This window comes from Duganella sp. Leaf61, from assembly GCF_001421905.1.
Taxonomy (GTDB): domain Bacteria; phylum Pseudomonadota; class Gammaproteobacteria; order Burkholderiales; family Burkholderiaceae_D; genus Rugamonas; species Rugamonas zoogloeoides.
On record NZ_LMLM01000023.1, the window covers coordinates 316,134 to 339,875 of the forward strand.

The 23,742-nt window shown below is 62.5% G+C and carries 20 protein-coding genes; 8 read left to right on the plus strand and 12 right to left on the minus strand.

Annotation, left to right across the window (positions count from 1 at the left end; translation table 11 throughout):
* Positions 1-16: 16 nt before the first annotated feature.
* The gene (locus tag ASF04_RS14435) at positions 17-883 is read left to right on the plus strand and encodes an N-acetylmuramoyl-L-alanine amidase (protein WP_019924164.1); all 867 of its coding nucleotides are present in this window, start codon (positions 17-19) and stop codon (positions 881-883) included.
* 340 nt (positions 884-1,223) lie between these two features.
* On the opposite strand, the gene dacB is transcribed toward ASF04_RS14435, so the two are convergent.
* Both dacB and ASF04_RS14445 read right to left on the minus strand, forming a co-directional pair.
* A complete protein-coding gene (dacB, locus tag ASF04_RS14440; protein ID WP_056142870.1) occupies positions 1,224-2,909 on the minus strand; it encodes a D-alanyl-D-alanine carboxypeptidase/D-alanyl-D-alanine-endopeptidase in 1,686 nt (561 codons plus the stop codon).
* Positions 2,910-2,920: 11 nt separating this feature from the next.
* Complete coding sequence (locus tag ASF04_RS14445) at positions 2,921-4,159, minus strand: nucleoside recognition domain-containing protein (RefSeq protein WP_056142874.1); 1,239 nt, start codon at positions 4,157-4,159, stop codon at positions 2,921-2,923.
* Between the two features lie 149 nt (positions 4,160-4,308).
* On the opposite strand from ASF04_RS14445, the gene ASF04_RS14450 reads away from it, so the two are divergent.
* Positions 4,309-5,226 (plus strand): YihY/virulence factor BrkB family protein, encoded by a 918-nt coding sequence (locus ASF04_RS14450; RefSeq protein ID WP_056142877.1) that lies wholly within the window; start codon positions 4,309-4,311, stop codon positions 5,224-5,226.
* Between the two features lie 329 nt (positions 5,227-5,555).
* On the opposite strand, the gene ASF04_RS14455 is transcribed toward ASF04_RS14450, so the two are convergent.
* The 7 genes from ASF04_RS14455 to ASF04_RS14485 form a co-directional block, all read right to left on the minus strand.
* Complete coding sequence (locus ASF04_RS14455) at positions 5,556-6,137, minus strand: flavin reductase family protein (RefSeq protein WP_056142879.1); 582 nt, start codon at positions 6,135-6,137, stop codon at positions 5,556-5,558.
* Positions 6,138-6,178: 41 nt separating this feature from the next.
* Positions 6,179-7,306, minus strand: coding sequence for an acyl-CoA dehydrogenase family protein (locus ASF04_RS14460; RefSeq protein WP_056142880.1), 1,128 nt, complete (start codon positions 7,304-7,306; stop codon positions 6,179-6,181).
* Positions 7,307-7,379: 73 nt separating this feature from the next.
* Positions 7,380-8,048 carry an SDR family oxidoreductase gene (locus ASF04_RS14465; RefSeq protein WP_056142883.1) on the minus strand — a complete coding sequence of 223 codons (669 nt, stop codon included), beginning with the start codon at positions 8,046-8,048 and terminating at the stop codon, positions 7,380-7,382.
* Positions 8,033-9,253 carry an acetyl-CoA C-acyltransferase gene (locus ASF04_RS14470; protein WP_056142885.1) on the minus strand — a complete coding sequence of 407 codons (1,221 nt, stop codon included), beginning with the start codon at positions 9,251-9,253 and terminating at the stop codon, positions 8,033-8,035. Before ASF04_RS14470 ends, ASF04_RS14465 begins: the two co-directional genes overlap by 16 nt.
* Positions 9,246-11,072, minus strand: coding sequence for a bifunctional isocitrate dehydrogenase kinase/phosphatase (gene aceK / locus ASF04_RS14475; RefSeq protein WP_056143221.1), 1,827 nt, complete (start codon positions 11,070-11,072; stop codon positions 9,246-9,248). The genes ASF04_RS14470 and aceK overlap by 8 nt, the downstream gene beginning before the upstream one ends.
* A 33-nt stretch (positions 11,073-11,105) precedes the next feature.
* Entirely contained in the window at positions 11,106-12,290 is a 1,185-nt protein-coding gene (locus tag ASF04_RS14480) for an isovaleryl-CoA dehydrogenase (protein ID WP_056142887.1), read from the minus strand.
* 94 nt (positions 12,291-12,384) lie between these two features.
* Positions 12,385-12,792: a MerR family DNA-binding transcriptional regulator gene (locus ASF04_RS14485; protein WP_056142889.1), complete on the minus strand. Its 408-nt coding sequence runs from the start codon at positions 12,790-12,792 to the stop codon at positions 12,385-12,387.
* Positions 12,793-13,059: 267 nt separating this feature from the next.
* Here ASF04_RS14485 and ASF04_RS14490 point away from each other — a divergent pair, with 267 nt between their 5' ends.
* Both ASF04_RS14490 and ASF04_RS28235 read left to right on the plus strand, forming a co-directional pair.
* Entirely contained in the window at positions 13,060-13,467 is a 408-nt protein-coding gene (locus tag ASF04_RS14490) for a hypothetical protein (protein ID WP_056142892.1), read from the plus strand.
* Positions 13,468-13,740: 273 nt separating this feature from the next.
* Positions 13,741-13,914, plus strand: coding sequence for a hypothetical protein (locus tag ASF04_RS28235; RefSeq protein ID WP_019924149.1), 174 nt, complete (start codon positions 13,741-13,743; stop codon positions 13,912-13,914).
* A 104-nt stretch (positions 13,915-14,018) separates the two neighbouring features.
* Here the strand turns inward: ASF04_RS28235 and ASF04_RS14495 are convergent, their stop codons facing one another.
* The 3 genes from ASF04_RS14495 to ASF04_RS14505 all read right to left on the minus strand — a co-directional run bounded on the left by ASF04_RS14495 (position 14,019) and on the right by ASF04_RS14505 (position 17,375).
* Complete coding sequence (locus tag ASF04_RS14495) at positions 14,019-14,639, minus strand: UbiX family flavin prenyltransferase (protein WP_056142895.1); 621 nt, start codon at positions 14,637-14,639, stop codon at positions 14,019-14,021.
* Positions 14,632-14,943 (minus strand): Grx4 family monothiol glutaredoxin, encoded by a 312-nt coding sequence (gene grxD / locus ASF04_RS14500; protein ID WP_019924147.1) that lies wholly within the window; start codon positions 14,941-14,943, stop codon positions 14,632-14,634. Before grxD ends, ASF04_RS14495 begins: the two co-directional genes overlap by 8 nt.
* An 83-nt stretch (positions 14,944-15,026) precedes the next feature.
* Complete coding sequence (locus ASF04_RS14505; RefSeq protein WP_056142898.1) at positions 15,027-17,375, minus strand: Tex family protein; 2,349 nt, start codon at positions 17,373-17,375, stop codon at positions 15,027-15,029.
* Between the two features lie 226 nt (positions 17,376-17,601).
* Here ASF04_RS14505 and ASF04_RS14510 point away from each other — a divergent pair, with 226 nt between their 5' ends.
* From ASF04_RS14510 to ASF04_RS14525, 4 genes are all read left to right on the plus strand, one after another.
* Entirely contained in the window at positions 17,602-20,754 is a 3,153-nt protein-coding gene (locus ASF04_RS14510) for a DEAD/DEAH box helicase (RefSeq protein WP_056142901.1), read from the plus strand.
* A 6-nt stretch (positions 20,755-20,760) separates the two neighbouring features.
* Positions 20,761-21,888 carry a PAS domain-containing sensor histidine kinase gene (locus ASF04_RS14515; protein ID WP_056142903.1) on the plus strand — a complete coding sequence of 376 codons (1,128 nt, stop codon included), beginning with the start codon at positions 20,761-20,763 and terminating at the stop codon, positions 21,886-21,888.
* A 188-nt stretch (positions 21,889-22,076) separates the two neighbouring features.
* A complete protein-coding gene (locus tag ASF04_RS14520; protein WP_019924141.1) occupies positions 22,077-22,757 on the plus strand; it encodes a response regulator transcription factor in 681 nt (226 codons plus the stop codon).
* Between the two features lie 100 nt (positions 22,758-22,857).
* Entirely contained in the window at positions 22,858-23,559 is a 702-nt protein-coding gene (locus ASF04_RS14525) for a transposase (RefSeq protein ID WP_056142906.1), read from the plus strand.
* The last annotated feature ends 183 nt before the right edge of the window (positions 23,560-23,742 follow it).

Consider the following 23,742-nt stretch of genomic DNA (forward strand, 5'->3'; position numbering starts at 1 on the left):
CGCCCGAGATGACCGAATGAAGATCGTAACGCTGACCGTCCTGTCCACCCTGCTGGCGCTTGCCGGCTGCGCCACCGTGCCGCCCCCGCCGCCCGCCGGGCTGGCCATCGACCGCACCCTGAGCGCGCGCGGCCAGAGCGACCGCGTCAAGTACATCATCGTCCACTACACGGTGTCGGACCTGCCGCGTTCGATCAAGATCCTGACCACGCAGGACGTCAGCGCGCACTACCTGGTGACCGACGCCGACCAGCCCACCGTGTACAGCCTGGTGGACGAGTCGCGCCAGTCGAACCACGCCGGCTACAGCAACTGGAAGATCTACAACCAGCTCAACGCCGCGTCGATCGGCATCGAGATCGTCAACCCCGGCTACAAGGACACGCCGCAGGGCCGCGCCTGGTATCCGTTCAAGCCGGCCCAGATCGACCAGCTGGTGCTGCTGCTCAAGGACATCGTCAAGCGCCACAACATCCGCCCGGAAAACATCCTCGGCCACAACGAGATCGCGCCACAGCGCAAGCTCGACCCGGGTCCGCTGTTCCCTTGGAAACGCCTGGCCGACGAAGGCCTGATCACCTGGCCGGAACCGAGCCGCGTGGCCGCACGCCTGCCCGGCTACCAGCAGCAACTGCCCGACGTGTTCTGGTTCCAGCGCACGCTGGCGCAGATCGGCTACGCCGTGCCGCAGACCGGCGTGTTCGACACGGCGACGCGCAACGTGCTGGCCGTATTCCAGACCAAGTACCGCCCGACGCTGTTCGACGGCACCATGGACGCGGAAACCGCCGCGCTGCTGGACGTGCTGACGAGCCCGCTGCCGGTATTGCCGGCCGCGCCGGTGGCAGCGCCGGCGGCTGTGGAGACTGCGCCGGTGGAGTGAGCCAACCGGCTGTTGCGCAGTTTATCGACCTATCCCCAGATCGGATCGGACGCCCAATGTACGGGGAAGCCCATTTGGGTGGGGTGGGCGTTCGGGTTGGAGTAGAACAGATAGCGTAAGCCGTCAGCAAGATACGGGTTCCCATCGATAACATTGGTCATGATGCGGATGACGGCGGCACGGGAATGAGTGCTGGCTTGGTGTAGTGCATACCGTTTCGACAAAAAATAACCCGCCATTTGTACACGGCTCTTGCGGAGCGCGTGGCGGCGGGTGTTATTACCATCATTTTAAATCTGCTAAAAAATCAATCAAATACGATCGGGAATCGTGCTTGTCGTTACTGCCGCGCCACCCAATCAATCAACGCATCAAGCACCGCCCGCCCGGCGCCGCCGGCCACGCGCGGGTCGTTGAGCATCGCCACCACCACCACCGGCTGGTTGTTGGCGTCCTGCACGTAGCCAGCGATGGCGATTACGCCGTTCAGGCTGCCGGTTTTGATGCGGGCGCGGGTGGCGGCGGGGCTGTCTTTCAGGCGGCGGCGCATGGTGCCGTCGGTGGCGGCGATCGGCAGACTCGACAAGAATTCCGGCATCCAGTTGCTTTTCAAGCCGGCCTGCAGCACGCCGGCCAGCTGGGTAGCTGTCGCGCGCTCGCTGCGCGACAGGCCCGAGCCGTTGTCGAGCACCAGGCCGGTGCTGTCGATATTGTGCTGTTGCAGCCAGGTGCGGATGGCCGCGTCGGCGCGCGCGCTGGTGGTGGTGTTGAGGCCGTCCGGCGGCAGCGGCCGGCTGCCCAGTGCCGGGTCGGCTTCCAGGCTGCCCAGGCTGAGGAACACGGTGCGCGCCAGCGTGTTGTCGGAGTTCTTGTTGACGTCGCGCAGCACCTCCGGCAGTGCGCGCGAGACGTGCTCGGCCAGCAGGCGCGTGGTGACCGGTGCAACAGAGGTGGTTGACGGCGGGGCAGCCGGCACGCCCGCGTCCGTATCGGCATTGGCCGGCGCGTTGTTCAGTACAACGGACTGTTGCGCTCCCGAGGGAGCGGCCGGCTGCGCAGTTGGTGGTGCGGCGGACGGCGCGGGCGACGAAGCCGATGGTGTCGCAGCGAGGACTGCTGCCGTCCCGGCAGCCTGTGGCCCCGCCGAGGCGCCTGCCAAACCGGCCGACAGCGGTGCCGGAGCATTGGCCTCGCGCACCGTGCCGGCGATCGTCCCGCCCAGCTTGCGCCACGTCGCGCGCACCAGCCGCGCCAGGTAATCGTGCGGATCGAGCACGTTGATGTTGACGGTTTTGACGCAATCGCGCGGGAAGCTGCCGTGCAGTACCACGTCGATGCGGTCGCCGCTGCGGACGAAATCGGGCGTGCGCCAGCCCTGTTCCCACTGCGCGCACGTGGCGTCGGTCATGCGCAGGTCCGACCGCACGGTAACGTTGTCCATCTCCGGCATGGTCACGATCGACAGCTGGCCGCCGACCGCACGTAGCTCAAGTTTCAACAGGTTGGTGTTGATCAGCAGCGCATCGGGAATGACGTTGTAATAGGCCCACGGATATTCGTCGAACGGCGGCTGGCCGACGTCGAGACGCGCGGGCTGGAACAGCGTGCGGTCGAGCACGACGTCGCCGTTGATGACCGTAATGCCCTGGTTGCGTAGCGCTTGCAGCATGTGGGTCAGCACGTCTTCGTTGAAGTCGGCGTCGGCGCCGCCGCGCACGATCAGGTCGCCCTGCAGCACGCCCTGCACGACGTCGGCGCTGCTGCGCAGCTCGGTGCGGCCGCGGAATACCGGCCCCAGTTGCTCCAGCGCCGTCATGGCGGTAAACAGCTTCATCGTCGATGCCGGCTGCATCACCTGCTGCGCATTGTGCGCCAGCAGCACGGCGTCGCCACGCAGGACGACGATGCCGGCAGCCGCCTCGGGAATTTTGGCCGACTTCATCAGGCGGGCCACAGGCTCCGGCAACGGCGCGGCATGAACGGTGCCAACGAACAGCAGGGTGGCAAGCAAGGTACGACGCAACATAAACGGCCCGATCAATGGAAGAAGAGGTAAGCGACCGCGATGGCGGTGACCACGCCGGCAAAGTCGGCGATCAGGCCGCACGAGATCGCGTAACGCGTCTTGCGGATGCCGACCGAGCCGAAGTACAGCGCAACGATGTAGAACGTGGTGTCGGCCGAGCCGTTGAACACGCAAGCGAGGCGGCCGACAAACGAGTCGGGGCCGTAGGTTTGCATGGTGTCGATCATCATGGCCTTGGCGCCGCTGCCGCTGAGCGGTTTCATCAGCGCGGTGGGCAGCGCCGGCACGAAGTCGGTATTGATGCCCATGTGGGTAAATACCCAGGTAAAACCCTGCACCACGAAGTTGAACACGCCGGCGTTGCGGATCACGCTGATCGCCACCAGCATGCCCACCAGGTACGGAATCACCTTGATCGAGGTTTCGATGCCGCCCTTGGCACCCTCGATAAAGGCGTCATAGACATTGACCTTCTTGCGCAGCGCCCCGAGGATGAAGCCGACGATCACGGTCAGCAGCAGCAGGTTGCTGAACACGGTGGAAAACTTCTGGATCTCGGCCTTGGTCAGGTACTCGGTGAAGTACCAGATCATGCCGAGGATGGCGGCAGTCATGCCGCCCAGCCAGCCCAGCACCACGCGGTTGATCAGGTTGATGCGCTGGCGGATCGACACCACGATGATGCCGGTCACGGTGGCCACGTAGGTGGCAATCAGGCAGGGGATAAAAATGTCGGCCGGGTCGGCTGCGCCCATGATCGAGCGCTGCGCCATGATGGCCACCGGGATCAGGGTCAGGCCCGAGGTGTGCAATACCAGGAACATGATCTGGGCGTCGGTTGGCTCGTCGGCCTTGGGGTTGAGGGTTTGCAGGCTTTCCATGGCCTTCAGCCCGAACGGCGTGGCCGCGTTATCGAGGCCCAGCAGGTTGGCCGAGAAATTCATCACCATGTGGCCATTGGCCGGGTGGTTCGACGGCACGCCGGGGAAGATGCGCGAGAAGAACGGCGCGATAATCTTCGCCAGCAGGTTGACCGCGCCAGCCTTTTCACCGATGTTCATGATGCCGAGCCACAAGGTCATCACGCCGGCCAGCGGCAGGGCGATGTCCATCACGCTGGACTTGGCGGAAGTAAAGGTGCCATCAACAATGCGCTTGAAAATCTCGGTGTCGCCCATGAAGAAGAATTGCAACAGCGCGGCCAGCAAGCCGACCACGAAAAATCCAGACCAGATATAGGTGAGCGACATAGATGCGTATTTTCTCGAAATCAGTGGGCGATAGCCGCAGTATAGCGGGGGATGGCTGCCGCGCGCCATGTGGATGGGGCGGCACGCAGGCGCCGGAGTCTGGGCGACGCCGCACATACTTGTCTCCGGCTTGTGCGTAGAATAAGGCAATGAAATTCTTTAATCGCAGGGGGCTGGTCTACGTGATCACGCACCCCATGGCTTTCCTGGTGCAATGTCTGAAGGGCTTTCGCGCCAACCAGGGCTTGTTGCTCGCGGGCGCGGTCGCCTATTACTCCTTGCTGTCCATCGTGCCGCTGCTGATGCTGGTGGTGGTGGCGCTGTCCCACGTCATCGACGAGAACGTGTTGCTCGAGACGGTCGGACGCTACCTGGGCTGGCTGGTGCCCGGCCACTCCGGCCCCATCGTCGAAGAGGTGTCGCACTTCCTCGACCACCGCGACGTGGTGGGGGGCGTGCTGCTGGTCAGCATGATTTTCTTCAGTTCGCTGGCGTTCACGGTGCTGGAAAACGCCATGTCGGTGATCTTCAAGCACCGGGTGGAGGTCAAGCGCCGGCGCTTCCTGATTTCGGCCATCATGCCGTACTGCTACATCCTGTCGCTGGGCGCGGGCATGTTGCTGGTGACCCTGGTGGCCGGCAGCTTGCAGGTGATGGGCGAGGAGAGCGTGTCGCTGTTCGGCTATCAATGGTCGTTGCAGGGCGTTTCCGGCGTGCTGCTGTATATGCTCGGTTTTGGCGGCGAAGTGCTGGTACTGACGTCGATCTACCTGGTCATGCCCGTGGGGCGGCTGTCGCTGTCGCACGCCTTGATCGGCGGGGTGACGGCGGCGCTGCTGTGGGAATGCGCGCGCCACATCCTGGTGTGGTACTTCACCACGCTGTCGCAGGTCAACGTGGTGTATGGCTCGATGACCACCGCCATCATTGTCATGTTCAGCCTGGAAATCGGCGCGACCCTGCTGCTGTTCGGCGCCCAGGTGATATCGGAATTCGAACGCGCCTGCCGCCACAAGCCGCGCCGGACCGTGCGGCCGATGACCACCGAAGAAACACCAATGAAATAATTTGTGCGCCGCACAAATATCTGTGTTACACTACGTTCGTGGTTGAGGTCTGCACGTTGTGCGTGCCGACAGTCCCACCTCTGGCAAATGCGCCGCGCAACGAACAGTGTAAGTTCAACGCGCTGGTGACGCAGATGCCGCAGCTGTCTTTCGAATACGTTGGTCGACTTACACGTCAGGGGCACCATGCAGATAGCATGGGCGCCTGAGATTACCGCCTCACTTGGCAGATAGCCCTGGAGACCGGTACGATTAAAGCATTGGTAATACATTGGAACGAAGCCCGCTAGCTGATGCTAAGCGGGCTTTTTTTTCGCCTGGAGATCCCTCTATTTTTCTGGTGTCACGTCCAGCGCCGCGCCGATCGCATAGAAGTGTCCGCCCGCCACGTGGTGCAGGCTGCGCCAGGCCGGGTCGGCATGTTCGAACTGCCAGTGGCCGTCCTTGAAGGCGCGCGTGTCCGACCAGGCGCCCACCACCTCGCCGATGAACAGATCGTAGGTTTGCTGGTTGTGCGGCTCCGGCACCAGCTTGCACGCCAGCCAGGCCGAGCAGCCAGCCACGAACGGCAGGTCGTAGCCGTCGATATGGAACAGTTCGGCCTGCGCGCGTTGCAGCTTGTCCGGTTCGGTCGCCAGGCTGGTCGTGCCGAGCTGCTCGGTCAGTTGCAGCTGCGACACGGTCGGCACTTGCAGCACAAACATGCCGCTGTTCTCGACCAGCGCCCGGGTGGCAGTGATTTTGTCGATCACGACGGTGACCTTGGGCGGGGCGAAATCGAGCGCGCACGACCAGGCGGCGGCCATCACGTTGTCCACGCCGTCGTGGCGGCTGGAGACCAGTACGGTCGGGCCGTGAGTGAGCAGGCGATAGGCTTTTTCCAGTGGGACGGGGGCGATGTATTGGTTCATGGCGGCTTTGAATGACGATAATCGCCCCAGTATAGTCGCTGCTACAAGGCGCGGGCGATCAGCAGCTTCTGGATATCGCTGGTGCCTTCGTAGATCTGGCATACGCGCACGTCGCGGTAAATCCGTTCGACCGGGAAGTCGCTCACGTAACCGTAGCCACCGTGGACCTGGATCGCATCCGAACAAACGCGCTCGGCCATTTCCGAAGCGAACAGCTTCGCCATCGCCGCCTCCTTCAGGCACGGCAAGCCCGCATCCTTCATCGACGCCGCGTGGCGGATCAGCTGGCGCGCCGCTTCGATCTGGGTAGCCATGTCGGCCAGGCGGAATTGCACGGCCTGGTGTTCGAAAATCGGTTTGCCGAAACTCTCGCGGTCACGCGCGTAAGCGAGGGCTGCCTCGTAAGCTGCACGCGCCATGCCCACGGCCTGGGCGGCGATGCCGATGCGTCCGCCTTCCAGGCCCGACAGCGCGATCTTGTAGCCTTGCCCCTCTTCGCCGATCAGGTTTTCCGCCGGAATGCGGCAGTTCTCGAACACGATCTGCGCCGTGTCCGACGAGTGCTGGCCCATCTTCTGTTCCAGCCCCGCCACGATGTAGCCGGGCGTGGCAGTGGGCACCCAGAACGCGCTGATGCCCTTTTTGCCGGCCGCCTTGTCGGTCACGGCCAGCACGATGGCCACGCCCGCATACTTGCCGCTGGTGATGAACTGCTTGACGCCGTTGAGTACATACGCGTCGCCGTCGCGCGTGGCCGTGGTGCGCAGGGCGGCCGCGTCGCTGCCCGTGTGCGGCTCGGTCAGACAGAACGCGCCGAGCATGGCGCCCTGCGCCAGCGGACGCAGCCATTGTTCCTTCTGGCGGTCGTTGGCATACATCATGGCAATGCTGCACACCGGGCAGTTGTTCACCGAAATGATGGTGGATGTGCCGCCGTCGCCGGCAGCGATTTCCTCGAGCACCAGCGCCAGCGACACGTAATCCATGCCGGCGCCGCCCAGCGCTTCCGGCACGGCCACTCCAAAAGCACCGAGGGCAGCGAGTTCCTGCAACTCCTCCTTCGGGAAATGGTGCTCCTTGTCCCAGCGGGCGGCGTTGGGGGCGAGACGCTCCTGCGCAAAAGCGCGCAGGGCGTCGCGGATCATGTCGTGTTCCTGGCTCAGTATCATGGGGTCTCGTTGTTATGGGGTTGGAAGCCCGCCACCGGTGCAGATGGCGGGCTTGGCTGCCGTGCGCTGTCGCTCACCAGCCGATCGGTTTGCCGTCGTAATTGCGATAGACGGCTTGGTCCGATGCCGGCAAGGTTGCCAGCGTGCGGCGCATGCCCGCCGCGCTTTCTTGCGGCGAAATGTCGGCGCCGTCGCCGCCCATGTCGGTACGCACCCAGCCCGGGTGGAACGCCACGCACGTGGCGCCCTGCGGGCCGTACACCAGCGCGGTATCGATCAGCACCGAGTTCAGCGCCGCCTTGCTGGCGCGGTATAGCGAGCCGCTGGGGCTGCTGCGTTCGCTCAGCGACCCCATGTGCGACGACAGCACCGCCAGCTTGCCGCGCTTGCCGGCCACCAGCGGCGCGATGATCGGCAGCAGGCGCATGGCGGACAGCACATTGGTGTGCATCACGCTGTCGAAGTCCGACTGTTGCGGAAAGCCGTCGTGGCGCGGGCCATAGACGCCGGCGTTGAGGAAGGCGACATCGAGCTCCTCGTCGTCGAGCTTCCAGCCGAGGCCGGCGCAGGCTTCGACGTCGGTGACGTCGAGCTTGTGCGCTTCGGCGCCGAGCGCGCTCAGGGCGGCGCAGTCCTCGGCCTTGCGCGCGGTGGCGATCACGCGCCAGCCGTCGGCGCGGTATTGCGTGACCAGTTCCAGGCCGATGCCGCGCGAGGCGCCAATGATCAGAGCGGTTGGCATGATGCCTCCACCAGTTCGATGGCCATGGCCGTTGCTTCGCCGCCGCCGATGCACAGCGCTGCCACCCCCTTCTTGCCGCCGGTGCGCTTGAGCGCACCGAGCAGGGTGACGATGATGCGCGCGCCCGAGGCGCCGATCGGGTGGCCCAGCGCGCAGGCGCCGCCGTGGATGTTGATCTTGCTGTGCGGGATATCGAGGTTGCGCATGGCGGCCATGGGCACGGCAGCAAATGCCTCGTTGATTTCGAACAGGTCCACGTCGCGGCTGGCCCAGCCGGTTTTCTTGTACAGCTTTTCGATGGCGCCGATCGGTGCAGTGGTAAACAGGTCAGGAGCCTGGGCGTGGGTGGCGTGGCCGTGGATGCGGGCGATCACGATCGCGCCCAGTTTCTGCGCGGTCGATTCGCGCATCATGACCAGCGCGGCAGCGCCGTCGTTGATCGATGACGACGAGGCGGCGGTGATGGTGCCGTCCTTTTTGAATGCGGCGCGCAGCGTCGGGATCTTGTCGAGCTTGGCTTTCAATGGACCTTCATCGCGGTCGATCACGGTGTCGCCAGCGCGGCTGCTGACGGTGACGGGCGCGATTTCCCACTTGAACCAGCCTTCGCTGGTGGCTGCCTGCGCGCGCTTGACCGATTCGATGGCAAAACTGTCTTGCGCCTCGCGCGTAAACTGGTACTGGGCCACGCATTCTTCGGCAAACGTGCCCATCGAGCGGCCTTCGCCCGTTTTCTCGTTGCGCGAATAGGCGTCTTCGAGGCCGTCGTACATCATGTGGTCGAGCAGCATGCCGTGGCCGATGCGGTAGCCGCCGCGCGCCTTCGGTACCAGGTAAGGCGCATTGGTCATCGATTCCATGCCGCCGGCCACCACCACGTCGGCGCTGCCGGCGATTAGCTGGTCATGGGCGAAGATGGCGGCCTGCATCGCCGAGCCGCACATCTTGGACAGCGTGACGGCGCCGGTGGAAGTGGGCAAACCCGCTTTCAATAATGCCTGGCGCGCTGGCGCCTGGCCCTGGCCCGCCATCAGGCAATTGCCGAAATAGACGTGCTCGACCAATTGGCCATCGATGCCGGCGCGTTCGACAGCGGCAGCAATTGCGACGGCGCCCAGGTCGTGCGCGGCCTGGCCGGAAAAGTCGCCCTGGAAGGCGCCCATGGGGGTGCGGGCTGCGCCCACGATAACAATCGGGTCATTCATTTTCTAGTATCTCCATAAACGGTGGCGGTGTCACCGCCGGGGTGTTGGTGACATGATCGTGGAAAAAGCGGATGTGCTGCGGATACGGGTACACGTCTTCCACCACGCCATCAAGAATGCGCTGCTTGCGCGCCTGCCAGTAGTCGCGGGTGAGCAGGTCGGCGTGGTGTTGCATGAAAAAGCGGCGGATGGTCGGATGCCCGAGCAGGAACTGGCCGAACTGCTCGGGAAAAACGTCGTGCTTGCCGACTGGGTACCACGGCTCGGACGCCATTTCATCTTCTTCGGTACGGGCCTGCGGGATGTCGCGGAAATTGCAGTCGGTGATGGTTTCGATTTCATCGTAATCGTAAAACACCACGCGCTGGTGACGCGTGACGCCGAAGTTTTTGTACAGCATATCGCCAGGGAAAATGTTGGCGGCGACCAGTTCCTTGATGGCGTTGCCGTACTCGACGATGCCGTGTTCAAGCTGGGCGTCGTCGCCGTCCTTCTCGGCATTGGCCAGCCACATATTGAGCGGCACCATGCGCCGTTCGATGTACAGGTGCTTGATGATCAGCTGGTCGCCCTCAAGCTCCACCATCGACGGTGCAAATTGGTCCAGCTCGGCAATCAAGCGCTCCGAGAAGCGGTGGCGCGGAAACGCCACGTTGGAATACTCGAGCGTGTCGGCCATGCGGCCCACGCGGTCGTGGTGCTTGACCAGTAAATATTTCTGCTTGATCAGCGCGCGCGTGGTTTCCTTCGGTGGCGGATAAAAATCCTTGATCACCTTGAACACGTACGGAAACGACGGCAGTGCAAACACCAGCATCACCAGCCCGCGGATACCAGGCGCAATATCGAAGCGGTCCGACGAGTGCTTCAGATGTTGCAGGTAGTCGCGGTAGAACAGCGTCTTGCCCTGTTTTTGCAGGCCGAGTATGGTGTAGATCTCGCTGCGCGGCTTGCGTGGCAGCAGCGTGCGCAGGAACTGCACGTACGATGACGGCACTTCCATGTCCACCAAAAAATACGCGCGCGTAAACGAGAACAGCACCGTGATCTGCTCGGGATCGAACAGCACGGTATCGAGGACCAGATGGCCGTTGGCGTCGTGCAGGATCGGCACAACGAACGGGTACTCGCGGTTGCCATTGATGATCCTGCCCACGATGTACGCCCCCTTGTTACGGAAGAACAGGTTCGAGAGCACGTGGATCTGGTGGTTAGCTTCGATGCGGGTGGCGCCGAACAGCTGCGCCAGGCGCGCTTCCACCTGTTCCACGTCGCGCGTGAGGTTGGCGAACGGAGCGTTGAGCTGGAAGTTGGTGATGATGCGTTTTAAGGCGAAATGCACGCCATCGGTGTCCGGATAATAGACCTTGTACGTGGGCGCAAGTTCGCGCGTTTCGATGTACTCGGTGGAGACCACGGGGCGCACGAAAATATACGCGTTATGGAAGTAGCTGCGGTGCAGCAGCTTGCAGCAGACCGAGTTGAAAAACGTTTCCGCCAGCTCGGGCTGGGCATGGTCGGACAGCAGGCCGATATAGTGCAGCTTGAGTTCCTGCCACACGTCGTCGGCCAGGTCTGCCTGGCTGTATTCGTCCTCGAGCTGCTGCACGCACTCCTGCACGCGGCGGTCGTAAAAATCGATGCGTTCGCGCGCGGCGTGCTGCGCTTCGGCCCATGCGCCGAGCTCGAAAAAGCGCTTGGCCTGGCGGCTGGTCGCGCGGAACAGCCGGTAGTGCTTGTCGAAACCGTCGAGGATGGTACGGGCGATGTCGAACGCGATTTGCGAGCGCAGCAGCTTGGGGAAGGCGGCCTGGGTCATGTTGAATGTCACCGTCACAGGCCGCCGGTGCGACTAGCGGGTTTCCGCAAACAGTTCGCGGCCGATCAGCATGCGGCGGATTTCGCTGGTGCCGGCGCCGATTTCATACAGCTTGGCATCGCGCCACAGGCGGCCGACCGGGTATTCGTTGATGTAGCCGTTGCCACCGAGCGCCTGGATTGCCTCGCCAGCCATCCAGGTGGCTTTCTCGGCGCTGTACAGAATGGCGCCGGCCGCGTCCTTGCGCAGGTTGCGCACGGCTTCGGGCGTGGCAGCGCGGTCGCACGCCTGGCCCACCGCGTACACGTAGGCCTTGCAGGCCATCATGGTCGAGTACATGTCGGCCAGCTTGCCTTGCATTAGCTGGAATTCGCCGATGGCCTGGCCGAACTGGATGCGTTCGTGGATGTACGGCACCACCGAATCCATGCAGGCCTGCATGATGCCGAGCGGTCCGCCGGAGAGCACGGTGCGCTCGAAGTCCAGCCCCGACATCAGCACGTTGACGCCTTTGCCCACGCCGCCCAACACGTTTTCCACCGGCACGATACAATCCTCGAACACCAGCTCGCCCGTGTGCGAACCGCGCATGCCCAACTTGTCGAGCTTTTGCGCCACCGAGAAACCCTTGAAAGTCTTTTCGATCAGGAACGCGGTCATGCCGCGCGCACCAGCGTCGAGGTCGTTCTTGGCATAGACCACCAGCACGTCGGCGTCAGGGCCGTTGGTGATCCACATCTTGGTGCCGTTGAGGACCCAGTGATCGCCCTTGAGCTCGGCACGCAGCTTCATGCTGACCACGTCGGAGCCGGCGTTCGGTTCGGACATGGCCAGCGCGCCGATGTATTCGCCCGAGACCAGCTTGGGCAGGTAGCGCTGTTTTTGTTCTTCGGTGCCGTTGCGCTTGATCTGGTTGACGCACAGGTTGGAGTGGGCGCCGTACGACAGGCCGACCGAGGCCGAGGCGCGCGAGATTTCTTCCATCGCCACGATGTGGGCCAGGTAGCCCATGTTGGCGCCGCCGTATTCCTCGCCGACGGTCACGCCCAGCACGCCCAGGTCGCCGAGCTTGCGCCACAGGTCCATCGGGAATTGATCGGAGCGGTCGATCTCGGCCGCGCGCGGCGCGATTTCGGCGGCAGCGAACTGCTGCACCGCTGCGCGCAGGGCGGCGATGTCCTCGCCGTGGTCAAAGGTCAGTCCGGGCAGATCGAGCATGTCTCTTCCTCATTGTTGTCATGGGAGGGAATCGGCGTTCCCTGGAAAGTCCGATGATACTCTTGAGTGACGTTAACGTAAACGTCAACCGTGCTCAGTCCAAGGGTGTTGACTTGTCCTCGGCTGCGGCCGCGATCAGCTGCCGGCATTCCTCTTCGTGAGCAGTGATCTCGGCCAAGGTCATTTCGATGTCTTCGCGCTGCTGTTCCAGGGTCTCGCGGTGGCGTGCCAGCACTCCCAGGAAATGGTTCATCTGTACCGCCGTATCCTTGGGCGTTTCGTACATATCGACCAGATCGCGGATTTCCGACAGAGGCAAACCCAGCCGTTTGCCGCGCAAGGTGAGCTTGAGGCGGGTGCGGTCGCGCGGCGTGTACACGCGGTTGCGTCCGCCAGTGCCCTCACGTGACGGGCTGAGTAGCCCTTGGTCTTCATAGAAGCGGATGGCGCGTGCCGTGATGTCGAATTCACGGGCTAGTTCGGTAATGGTATAGGTGGACATCGGCAAAATAATTGTTGGATTTCCGCTTACGTTAACGTTGGTGGTCATTGTAGCGTGGCAGCCGTTACTTGCGACATTTCTTGATTTATCGCTCTCCACAGTTTAGTGTTCCACAACGGCAAAAAACAAAATAAAATTCGCTCACTCCCTGGACCTCTCCTGCTTTTGGTAGAGCCGATAATGTTAACTTCAGAACCACACAGCGTCACAAATCAAGCTCCGCTTCAAGAGACTGACTTTCATGACGCAACATGAAATAGTGCAACGATGAATTCCTCTAATGAACGCGAAAGCTTTAGCCAGCGCCTTCAGCAAGCGCTGAAGAATGCCCATTACTCTCCTGACAGCCCCACCCGGCTGGCGCGCGAGTTCAACATCCGCTTTGACGGGCGACCGATTACCGTCCACGCAGCCCGTAAATGGCTGGTGGGCGAGGCGATACCGACCCAGGAGAAGCTGCGCATGATCGCCCAATGGCTGGGCGTGCCTGCCGAATGGCTGCGCTTTGGCGGGGCCGAACATGGCACCCCCGAAGGCGAGGGCGCCAACGGTGTCTCGCGCTTCGAGTCGGCCGACGTCAAGTTAATTGCCGATTTACAGCGCCTGGACGAACATCACAAGCAAATTGCCCGTGAATTTATTCGCATGCTGGTGCGGGTTAACTACCAAAAGTAATAAACTTGCGCGGTTTTTGCAGTGCCGGAAAAGGCCGGTTGCACTGTTGCCGTGTGAACCTTGTTTCATGACTTTTCCGCTTTTTGTTCGGAATTCTGGACGCGGTGTTGATGTCCATCAACGTTACTTTTTTATTTGAAGTACGTTTGCGAATTGTCATGGGTCTCATACCGATTTCAGGCACAATAGGGCGTCAGCACCGCTGACTTGCAACGTCAGTTGATACCGTTGCAGTGGTCGTGATTACTTGGAGTCCAGCCATTGAGCAGCCATATGAAAAGTAACTACAGCAATGTCGCGCAGCTGAAGGAATTAATGACCGCCCCGCCCATGACGGCCGCCAAACATGCCGAGGTCATGCGCAAGCGCATTGCCGACCGTCGCATGGTGGAAGAAGCCAGGGAGCTGAAAAAAGCGGAAGACGGCCTGCGTTTCGGCGCGCGGTAAGAAGCGGGTGGCGTGGCCGGCTGAGGTTGCCGGCGAGCTTGCAGCTGAAGTGGCGAATGAGTTTGCGACCGAGGTTGCAACTACGGGTGCAACGGAGTTTACAGCTACGGTTGCTCACTCTCATCGCAGCCGGATGCTGCGCCGGACGGCTTCATGCCATGCCAGCGCGGCGTCAGTGCGTGCTCGATGCCGAACAGGTCGATCACCCGGCCCACGGTGTGATCCACCATCTCTTCGATCGATTGTGGCTTGTGATAAAAGCCGGGCAGGGGCGGGTAAATAATGCCGCCCATTTCCGTCACCGCCGTCATATTGCGCAGGTGCGCCAGGTTGAACGGAGTTTCGCGCACCATCAGCACCAGGCGCCGGCGCTCCTTGAGCACCACGTCGGCCGCCCGCGTGATCAGGTTGTCCGACAGGCCGTGCGCCACCGACGCCAACGTCCTCATCGAGCACGGCGCCACTACCATCCCATCCGACTGGAACGAACCGCTGGCGATCGACGCGCCGATATCGCGCACCTTGTGCACGACATGGGCAAACGCCTCGACATCGCGCCGCTGCAGCCCTGTTTCCTGGTGCAAGGTCAGCACGGCAGCGTCCGAGACCAGCAAGTGGGTCTCGACATCAGGTATGTGTTGCAAATGCTGCAGCAGTCGTACGCCATAGATGGCGCCGGTGGCGCCGGTGATGGCGACGATCAGCCGCAACGGGCGATCAGCCATTCAACAGGGCTTTCAGTTCGCCCGATTCGAACATTTCGTTCATGATGTCCGAACCACCGATGAATTCGCCCTTGACGTAAAGCTGGGGAATGGTTGGCCAGTTCGAGTAGTCCTTGATGCCTTGGCGAACTTCCGGATCTTCCAGCACATTGACGGTGGCAATGTTTTCAACACCGCAAGCTTTCAGGATCTGGATGGCACGGCCGGAAAAGCCGCACTGCGGGAACTGGGCAGTGCCCTTCATGAACAGCACCACCGGGGTGTTGCTCACGGTCTCTTTGATCCAGGATTGTACGTCGCTCATAGCTGCCTCGGTAATGAAGTAAATAGATGGCGACATTTTATAAGAAATGCGCCCTGCGCGTATCGCAAAGCGCATTCCAAATTTTAGCCCCGCAGTTTGGCGAACGCGGCGGCCATGCTGCCGCTGGGTGCTGCCTCGCGGGCGCTTTGTTTCTGATGCTGGCCCATGCTCTTGCGGTCGTTGCGGTCGGCGCGCTGCTGCGGCTGGGCGCCGGCCTGGGGGGCGCTGTCGGTCAGGCGCATGGTCAGGGCGATGCGCTTGCGCTTTTCGTCCACCTCCAGCACCTTGACTTTGACCACCTGGCCGGCCTTGACCACCGTGTGCGGATCTTTGACAAAGGTGTTCGACAGCGCCGAGATATGGACCAGGCCATCCTGGTGCACGCCGATGTCGACAAACGCGCCGAACGCGGCCACGTTGGTCACCACGCCCTCCAAAATCATGGCCGGGCGCAGGTCACGGATTTCTTCCACGCCTTCCTTGAAGGTGGCGGTGGTAAATTCCGGGCGCGGATCGCGGCCCGGCTTTTCCAGCTCTTTTAAGATGTCGGTGATGGTCGGCACGCCGAATTTATCGTCCGCGTACTTGGCGGGGTTCAGCGACTTGATCAGGGCGGCTTCGCCGATCACACCCTTGATATCTTTCTGGATGTCGGCCAGGATTTTTTGCACCAGCGGATACGATTCCGGGTGCACGGCCGAGGCGTCGAGCGGATTGTCGCCGCCGGTCACGCGCAAAAAGCCCGCTGCCAGCTCGAAGGTTTTATCGCCGAGGCGCGGCACCGATTTCAGGCCGCTCCTCGACGTGAATGCGCCCTTGGCATCGCGGTAGGTGACAATCGCCTGCGCCACCGACGCCGACAGGCCCGACACGCGCGCCAGCAGCGGCGCGGACGCCGTATTCACATCGACGCCCACCGCGTTGACGCAATCCTCGACCACGGCATCGAGCGTGCGCGCCAGCTGGGTTTGCGACACATCGTGCTGGTACTGGCCCACGCCGATCGACTTCGGATCGATTTTCACCAGCTCGGCCAGCGGGTCCTGCAGGCGGCGTGCGATCGAGACGGCGCCGCGCAGCGACACATCCATGTCCGGCAACTCGCGCGAGGCGAATTCCGACGCCGAATACACCGACGCACCGGCTTCCGAGACGACGATCTTGCTCATTTTTTGTTCAGGATGGCGCTTGATCAGGTCCTGCGCCAGCTTGTCGGTCTCGCGCGATGCCGTACCGTTACCGATCGAAATCAGGGAAACATTGTGCTTGGCGGCCAGCTTGCCCAGCGCGTGCAGCGAACCTTCCCAGTCGTTTTTCGGCTGATGCGGATAGATCACGGCGGTATCGACCACCTTGCCGGTGGCATCGACCACTGCCACCTTGACGCCGGTGCGCAGGCCGGGATCGAGGCCCATGGTCGCGTGCTGGCCGGCAGGCGCCGCCAGCAGCAAGGCTTTCAAGTTAGTAGCGAAAACGTTGATGGCGTCGAGCTCGGATTTTTCGCGCAGCGCGCCCATCAGTTCGGTATCGAGGTGCATGAAACTTTTTACGCGCCAGGTCCAGCGCGCGGTGTCGGCCAGCCACTTGTCGGCCGGGCGGCCCTGCTGCCTGATGCCGAAACGGGCGGCAATGCGGCTCTCGCACGGATTGTGTGGCGCATCCCACTTCGGCTTTTCCGGTTCGCTGTCGAGGCGCAGCGCGACGTCGAGGATGCCTTCGCGGCGGCCACGCATCAGCGCCAGCGCGCGGTGCGAAGGAACGTTGGCCAAGGGTTCGGAATAATCAAAATAATCGGCGAACTTTTCGCCTTCTTCTTGTTTTCCTTCAATAACTTTCGACTGGACAATGCCATGCTCTTGCACGTATTCGCGCAGCGATTGCAGCAAGGTTGCATCTTCGGCAAAGCGTTCCATCAGGATCTGGCGCGCGCCATCGAGGGCGGCCTTGCTGTCGGCCACGCCGGGATTATTGCCATCGGTCGTCGTAAACGCCTCGCGCAGGTAGCTGGCCGCCTCGGTTTCCGGGTTCAGCTCGGGGTTGCCCAGCAGGCCGTCGGCCAGCGGCGCCAGGCCCGCTTCGATGGCGATCTGTGCCTTGGTGCGGCGTTTTTGTTTGTATGGAAGATACAAATCTTCCAGGCGGGTCTTGTCTTCGGCGTGCATGACCGCATCTAGCAAGACCGGCGTCATCTTGTTCTGTTCGGTGATAGATGCCACGATAGCGGCGCGGCGATCTTCCAGCTCGCGCAGGTAGCGCAGGCGTTCTTCGAGCAGGCGCAGCTGGATGTCGTCGAGGCCGCCAGTTGCTTCCTTGCGATAACGCGCGATGAACGGCACGGTGGCGCCTTCGTCCAGCAGGGCGATGGCGGCGGAAACCTGGGCCGGTTTGGCGGCAAGTTCGAGGGCGAGGCGTTGTTCGATGGAAGGCAACATGAGCGGGTATCCTGAGCAGTCAAGCCCGGAATCATACGCAATCTTGGCGAATGTGCCAGTCTTGACAGCCCAAACAGACTGTGTGCGCGCGGTTGTGTGACTAATGCGCGTGGAAACACCGATTGAATGGCGGGTTTTCGATAGAATCCGCAAACACGAACGCGTGTATGGCGGATAATATCGCCTGTTGCCGTTTTTGAACCATCTTTGAACAACAATGCGACCCATGGATTTTACCCGCGACGACGCTTCCGAAGTAAAAGCTGCCCCAGCTGTTCCAACGGCGCCGGCCGTGCCTCCGCGTTTGACGCCCCCTGCGAATCAACTCTCGTACGCTGTTGCCACGTGGTTGCAGCGGGTCGATGCGGCAGCGCATCCCAAGGCCAAGCTCACGCCGCCCCCCGTCGATGCCGACCCCAAGCAAACCCAGTACCGCCTGATTTACGTGCTGGCGCCCACCAGCGGCGGCCGCCATGTAGCGCTGTGCCTGTACAAGGCGCGGCTGCGGTCCAACGGCGACGTCGCGGCGGCCACGCCGGTCAGCGAAATTTTCTCGCTGCTGTCGGCGCCGCCCAACTTCCTGGTCGCGGGCGACGAAGACCTGGTACGGTTTTTTGTCGCGATGCGCAGCGGCCAAAATTCGCAGACCGGTTCGGCTACCGAGCCGCGCGGCAAGATCGGCGCAGCGCTGCTGCAAATGCTGGCCGACCAGGACAAGCTGCTGTGGGCCAACTCCTGGTCCGACGTCGGTAACGGCCTGGTGTATCCGCTCAAGGGCGGCGTGTTGCGCGAAGCCAACCTGGCCTGGCGCGAAGAGGGTAAAGGATTGCGACTGGGCTGGGCCGTGCAACCGGCGCCCGGCGCGCGCCATGCGAGCCAGACCGGCGCCGACCAGGTCGATTACATGTTGCCGACCGATCCGCCGTGGTATATCGACAACCTGTCGTGCGGCGTGCTGCAACTGAACCAGGGCGGCGCCGCGATTCCACTGGCCGACCTGCAGGCGCTGGTGGCGCAGGCGCCGCTGCTCACCAACCACGACAAGATGCGCGTATCGCAACTGCTGCTGGCCCACGGCCTGCAACAGCTGATGCCGCTGCCGCAACCTCTGCCGCAGCGCCTGCGCGACGACGTCAAGCCGCGTCCCGTGCTCACGCTCGACGCCGCCATGCTGGCCGACGGTTCGCTGCAACGCTGGCACGATTTTGCCGTGCTGTCGTTCGACTACGACGGCGAGCGCGTGTCGTTCGATCCGTCGCAGCGCGTGGTGCGCCAGAAGGGCGACGTCACCGAGATCATCGCCCGCGACGAAGCGGCCGAAGCTGCTGCACTGGCGCTGCTGGCCGAGCGCGCGTTTGCCGCTCCCACCACGCTGCCGCTCAGCAGCCTCAAGGGCGGTTTGCTGTTGCCCAACCAGGCCGCCTGGATCCGCTTTGCCCGTGACGGCCTGGCGGAATTGAAGGAAGCCGGCTGGAAGCTGGAAAAAACCGCCAAGTACCGCTACGACATGCGCGACGTGGGCGACTGGTATGCCGACGTGGCGCCCGACGAGGCAGACGGCGGCAACACCTGGTTCAACCTTGAACTGGGCATCCTGGTGGACCAGGAGCGGGTGCCGCTGTTGCCCGTACTGGTGCAACTGATCCGTGGCGCCCCCAACGATTTCACGCCCAAGGCCATCGCCCATCACGGCGACGAGGACCAGATGCTGGCCACCTTGCCGGACGGCGCCCGCGTGGCGCTGCCGTGGGCACGCATCAAGCCCATCCTCGGTACCCTGGGCGAGTTGTATTTCAACGACAAAATCAAGACCTCGCTGCGCATGGCCACGCTCGACGCCGCGCGCCTCGATGAACTGGCGCGCAATGTAGAGATGCAATGGACCGGCGGCGAGGAACTGCGCGACATGGGCGCGCGCCTGAACCAGTTCGGCGCCGTCAAACGCATCGCCACCCCGGCGGGCCTGCGCGCCACCTTGCGCGACTATCAAACCGATGGCCTGTCGTGGATGCAGTTCCTGCGCGAATATAACTTCGGCGGCATCCTGGCCGATGACATGGGCCTCGGCAAGACCGTGCAAACCCTGGCCCACATCCTGGTGGAAAAGGAAGCCGGACGCCTGACCGCCCCGGCCCTGGTGATTGCCCCAACGAGTTTAATGGGCAACTGGCAGGAAGAGGCGGCGCGCTTCGCCCCCGACCTGAAAGTGCTGCTGTTGCAGGGCAAGGACCGCATGGCGCAGTTCGACCAGATCGACAGCGCCGACCTGGTCCTGACCACCTACGCCTTGCTGCCGCGCGACGAGGAAAAGCTGCGCGAGCACGATTTCCACCTGGTCATCCTTGACGAATCGCATTACATCAAGAACACCCGCAGCAAGGCCGCCCAGAGCGCCGGCCTGCTGCGCGCGCGCCACCGCCTGTGCCTGTCGGGCACGCCGCTGGAAAACCACCTGGGCGAGCTGTGGTCGCAATTCCACTTCCTGTTGCCCGGCCTGCTCGGCGACGAGAAGGGCTTCAATACCGTGTTCCGCCACCCGATCGAGCGCCAGGACGATCCGCTGCGCCGGTCCCTGCTCAACCGCCGCATCAAGCCGTTCCTGCTGCGCCGCACCAAGGACAACGTGGCCAAGGAACTGCCGCCGAAGACCGAGATGGTGCGTCGCGTGGAACTGACCGGCGCCCAGCGCGACCTGTACGAAACCGTGCGCCTGGCCATGGACCAGAAAGTGCGCGACGAAATCGACCGCAAGGGCGTGGCGCGCAGCCAGATCGTCATTCTCGAGGCGCTGCTCAAGCTGCGCCAGGTGTGCTGCGATCCCCGGCTGGTGAAATCGCTGTCGTCGAAAAAGCAGACCGCTGGTTCGGCCAAGCTGATCGACCTGATGCAAATGGTGGAAGACTTGTTGGAAGAGAAGCGTAAAATCCTCGTCTTCTCGCAGTTCACCAGCATGCTCGAACTGATCGAACAGGAACTCGAAGCGCGCGACATCCCGTACGCGCTGCTCACCGGCGACACCAAGGACCGCAGCGCGCAAGTGGCGGCGTTCCAGCAGGGCGCGGTACCGATTTTCCTGATCAGCCTGAAAGCGGGCGGTGTGGGGCTGAACCTGACGGCGGCCGATACCGTGATCCACTACGATCCATGGTGGAACCCGGCCGCCGAGAACCAGGCCACCGACCGCGCCTGGCGCATCGGCCAGGACAAGCCGGTATTCGTGTATAAACTGATCGCCAAGGGCACGCTCGAAGAAAAAATCCAGATCCTGCAACAGAAGAAATCGGACCTGGCCCAATCGATCCTGGCAGAAGGGGAGTCGCAAAAAATGGCACTCACGCAAGAGGATCTGCAACAAATCTTCGCGCCACTGGTCGAGTAATCGATCATGGCGACCATCGCGGAACTCGAAGAGGCGCTGCGGCAGTCGCAGCAGGAGGCAGCGCGCTACCGCCAGTTGCTCGATCACAGCGGCGAAGTGAGCTGGATGATCGACTGCGCCAGCGGCGAGCTCGAATGGTTGAGCCATGCCGCTAAAACCCAGTTCGGCTACACGCTGGAAACTGCCCGGGCGCTGGCCTGGGACCTGGCGCAGGAACTGGCGCCCCGGCTCGACCGCTACGAGTCGGGCGACCTGAGCAGAAAACACCTGGTGCGCGAAACCGAGTTGCCCCATGCCGATGGCCACTCGGTGCCGGTGGAAATCGAATCGACCTTGATGACGGGTGCCGACGGCGTGCCGGTCTCGGTGCTGGGCGTGGTGCGCGATTTGACGGAACGGCGGGCACTGGCCGACCAGCAAAAGAAATTCGCCTCGATGCTGTCGCACGAGTTCCGCACGCCGCTGTCCACGATCGATGGCGCGGTCCAGCGCCTGGAAATGACCGGCGCCCACCACGACGAAGGCACACGCAAGCGCTACCGCAAGATCCAGACGGCGGTGGACCGCATGCTGGCCATGCTCGACGAATACCTGTCGCCCGAGCGCATGGCCAGCATTGGCCGCGCCCGCCAGCCGGACGAGATTTCGCCGGCCAACCTGCTTGAATCAGCTGCCGAAGGCGCGCGCACGCGCCGCGCCCGGGTGGATTTGCACATCGAAACGCTGCCGCAGTGGATGCGGTGCGATCCGGCCGGCATCCGCCTGTGCCTGGAAATCCTGCTCGACAATGCGATTAAATACACGCCGGCTGACACGCCGCTACAGCTGACGGGCAAAATGGCAGCCGAGGGCGGCGTCGAATTCCTGGTGCGCGACCATGGCGCCGGTGTGCCCGAGGCCGAACTGGAAACGATCTTCGGACGCGGCACGCGCGGCGCCAACGCCGCCGGCGTGGCCGGCTCGGGCCTGGGACTATACATGGCGCGCTCGATTGCCGATGTCCACGGCGGTACTGTCACGGTCAGAAATGTTTCTGAAAGCGGCGCGGAATTTCGGATTTGGCTGCCGGCAGCCGCCAAGCCCGGGAAAAGCCTTGCGCGAGTGGATAGCAACAGTGATAATCCCCCGATGTAGGTGACGGGCTGGATAAGCTACTGCGCGCCTCGCTGCCCCTCCTGCGTTGCTCAGCGTACTTCAGTACGCTTCCGCTACTCGGAGTGGCAGCGAAGCGCTCGCTACGCTTCTCCAGGCCCGTTGATGCGATACTGGAATAGCAGTTTACACTGGGCAGTTTGTCCGTAAAAACATCGAATGGCGCATCAATGACGCAAATACTGATCGTGGAAGACAATCTGGACTACGCCGAGGAAATGGCGGAGTTCTTGACTGAGCTTCAACACGAGGTGCACATCACCAATAATGCCAGCGATATGTGGACCGCGCTGAGCCACGGCAACGTGGGCGTGGTCGTGCTGGACCTCGGCCTCCCCGACGAAGACGGTTTTAACGTCATCCCGCGCATGCGCCAGCTGTATCCCCAGATCGGCCTGCTGGTACTGACCGGGCGCGTGGCGTTTGACAACCGCATCCTGGGCCTGCGCCTGGGCGCCGACCACTATCTGACCAAGCCGATCAAGTTCCCGGAACTGGCTGCCCACATCGAGGCGCTCGACCGTCGCGTGGGACCGCAGGAAACCGCGCCCGCGCCCAGCAAGTGGACGCTGAAAGTGAGCGCCCGCCAACTGGAACTGCAAGGCACGGCCATCACCCTGACCGAAAAGGAATGCAATTTCCTGCACCTGCTGACGATTAACACCCGGCCAGTACCGCGCCAGGTGATCGTGGCCGGCATCGGCGGCGACGACCCCGACGCCGGGCGCCGGGTGGACATGCTGGTGTACCGCCTGCGCAAGAAGGCCCGCACCGGCCTGGGCCAGGACCTGCCGCTGCGCAGCGCCTATGGTGAAGGTTACAGCCTGTCCGCCAGTTTTAATCTTTCGTGACTTTCAAATAAATAGGGACAAGGCGGCAATTCATTTTGCTGCTTGCCCCATTTATTGGGGACAGAGTACGATGGCGCTTTGATTCCCTTGCTGCGCACTTATGGCCCGCCTGCCCCGCCTGATCGTCCCCCACCAGCCGCACCACGTCATCCAGACCGGCAACAACGAGCAACCTGTGTTCCACGACGACGACGACTACCTGGCCTTTCTTGGCTGGCTGCGCGCGGCCGCCAAGACCTACAAGGTACAAGTCCACGCCTACGTGCTGATGCCCAATCACCTGCACTTGCTGGTCACGCCCACCGACGAGGATGGCCTGGGCCAGATGATGCAGTGGGTGGGTCGCTATTACGTGCCGTACTTCAACCATAAATACGGCCGCAGCGGCACCTTGTGGAACGGACGCTACAAGACCTCGCTGATCGACGCCGACGCCTATTTCATGTTGTGCAGCCGATACATCGAATCGAACCCGGTGAGGAGCAGCCTGGCGGCCCGCCACGAGGATTACCGCTGGTCCAGCTATTGCCACCACGCCGGCATCCGCCCGGACGGGCTGATCATCGATCATCCGAAGTTCTGGGAGCTGGGCAACACGCCATTCGAGCGCGAGGCAGCCTACGTGGCGCTGTTCGAGCTGGTGATTACCAGCGACGATATCACCCGCATCGGCAACGCCCTGCTCAAGGGCTGGCCGCTGGGCTCGGAGCAATTCAAGGCCGCCTTACAAAACAGGGTCAAGCGCCGGGTGCTACCAGCAAAGCGGGGCCGGCCGTTCAAGATCAAGCAAGAAACCGCATAAAAATCGACCTGAAGCCGCAGTAAATTCAGTAACTGCGGTTTTTTTAGCGCGTGATTCACTCTGTCCCTAATAAAAAATTCTCAGAATATTTAAAAAATTAATTCGACTCCGACCCTATTTATTGTCATTGTTTTTTGTGTGGGATTGTTCTACTCTCCATTCTCATAGCCAATCTGCCAGTGG

Coding starts and splice junctions, on each gene's coding strand:
- ASF04_RS14490 (WP_056142892.1), top strand. CDS start 13,060: ATGAATTCCTCTAATGAACGCGAAAGCTTTAGCCAGCGCCTTCAGCAA.
- ASF04_RS14435 (WP_019924164.1), top strand. CDS start 17: ATGAAGATCGTAACGCTGACCGTCCTGTCCACCCTGCTGGCGCTTGCC.
- ASF04_RS14450 (WP_056142877.1), top strand. CDS start 4,309: ATGAAATTCTTTAATCGCAGGGGGCTGGTCTACGTGATCACGCACCCC.
- ASF04_RS14480 (WP_056142887.1), bottom strand. CDS start 12,290: ATGCTCGATCTGCCCGGACTGACCTTTGACCACGGCGAGGACATCGCC.
- dacB (WP_056142870.1), bottom strand. CDS start 2,909: ATGTTGCGTCGTACCTTGCTTGCCACCCTGCTGTTCGTTGGCACCGTT.
- ASF04_RS14465 (WP_056142883.1), bottom strand. CDS start 8,048: ATGCCAACCGCTCTGATCATTGGCGCCTCGCGCGGCATCGGCCTGGAA.
- ASF04_RS14470 (WP_056142885.1), bottom strand. CDS start 9,253: ATGAATGACCCGATTGTTATCGTGGGCGCAGCCCGCACCCCCATGGGC.
- ASF04_RS14455 (WP_056142879.1), bottom strand. CDS start 6,137: ATGAACCAATACATCGCCCCCGTCCCACTGGAAAAAGCCTATCGCCTG.
- grxD (WP_019924147.1), bottom strand. CDS start 14,943: ATGAGCGACGTACAATCCTGGATCAAAGAGACCGTGAGCAACACCCCG.
- ASF04_RS14460 (WP_056142880.1), bottom strand. CDS start 7,306: ATGATACTGAGCCAGGAACACGACATGATCCGCGACGCCCTGCGCGCT.
- ASF04_RS14505 (WP_056142898.1), bottom strand. CDS start 17,375: ATGTTGCCTTCCATCGAACAACGCCTCGCCCTCGAACTTGCCGCCAAA.
- ASF04_RS14515 (WP_056142903.1), top strand. CDS start 20,761: ATGGCGACCATCGCGGAACTCGAAGAGGCGCTGCGGCAGTCGCAGCAG.
- ASF04_RS14520 (WP_019924141.1), top strand. CDS start 22,077: ATGACGCAAATACTGATCGTGGAAGACAATCTGGACTACGCCGAGGAA.
- ASF04_RS14510 (WP_056142901.1), top strand. CDS start 17,602: ATGGATTTTACCCGCGACGACGCTTCCGAAGTAAAAGCTGCCCCAGCT.
- ASF04_RS14445 (WP_056142874.1), bottom strand. CDS start 4,159: ATGTCGCTCACCTATATCTGGTCTGGATTTTTCGTGGTCGGCTTGCTG.
- ASF04_RS14485 (WP_056142889.1), bottom strand. CDS start 12,792: ATGTCCACCTATACCATTACCGAACTAGCCCGTGAATTCGACATCACG.
- ASF04_RS14525 (WP_056142906.1), top strand. CDS start 22,858: ATGGCCCGCCTGCCCCGCCTGATCGTCCCCCACCAGCCGCACCACGTC.
- ASF04_RS28235 (WP_019924149.1), top strand. CDS start 13,741: ATGAAAAGTAACTACAGCAATGTCGCGCAGCTGAAGGAATTAATGACC.
- aceK (WP_056143221.1), bottom strand. CDS start 11,072: ATGACCCAGGCCGCCTTCCCCAAGCTGCTGCGCTCGCAAATCGCGTTC.
- ASF04_RS14495 (WP_056142895.1), bottom strand. CDS start 14,639: ATGGCTGATCGCCCGTTGCGGCTGATCGTCGCCATCACCGGCGCCACC.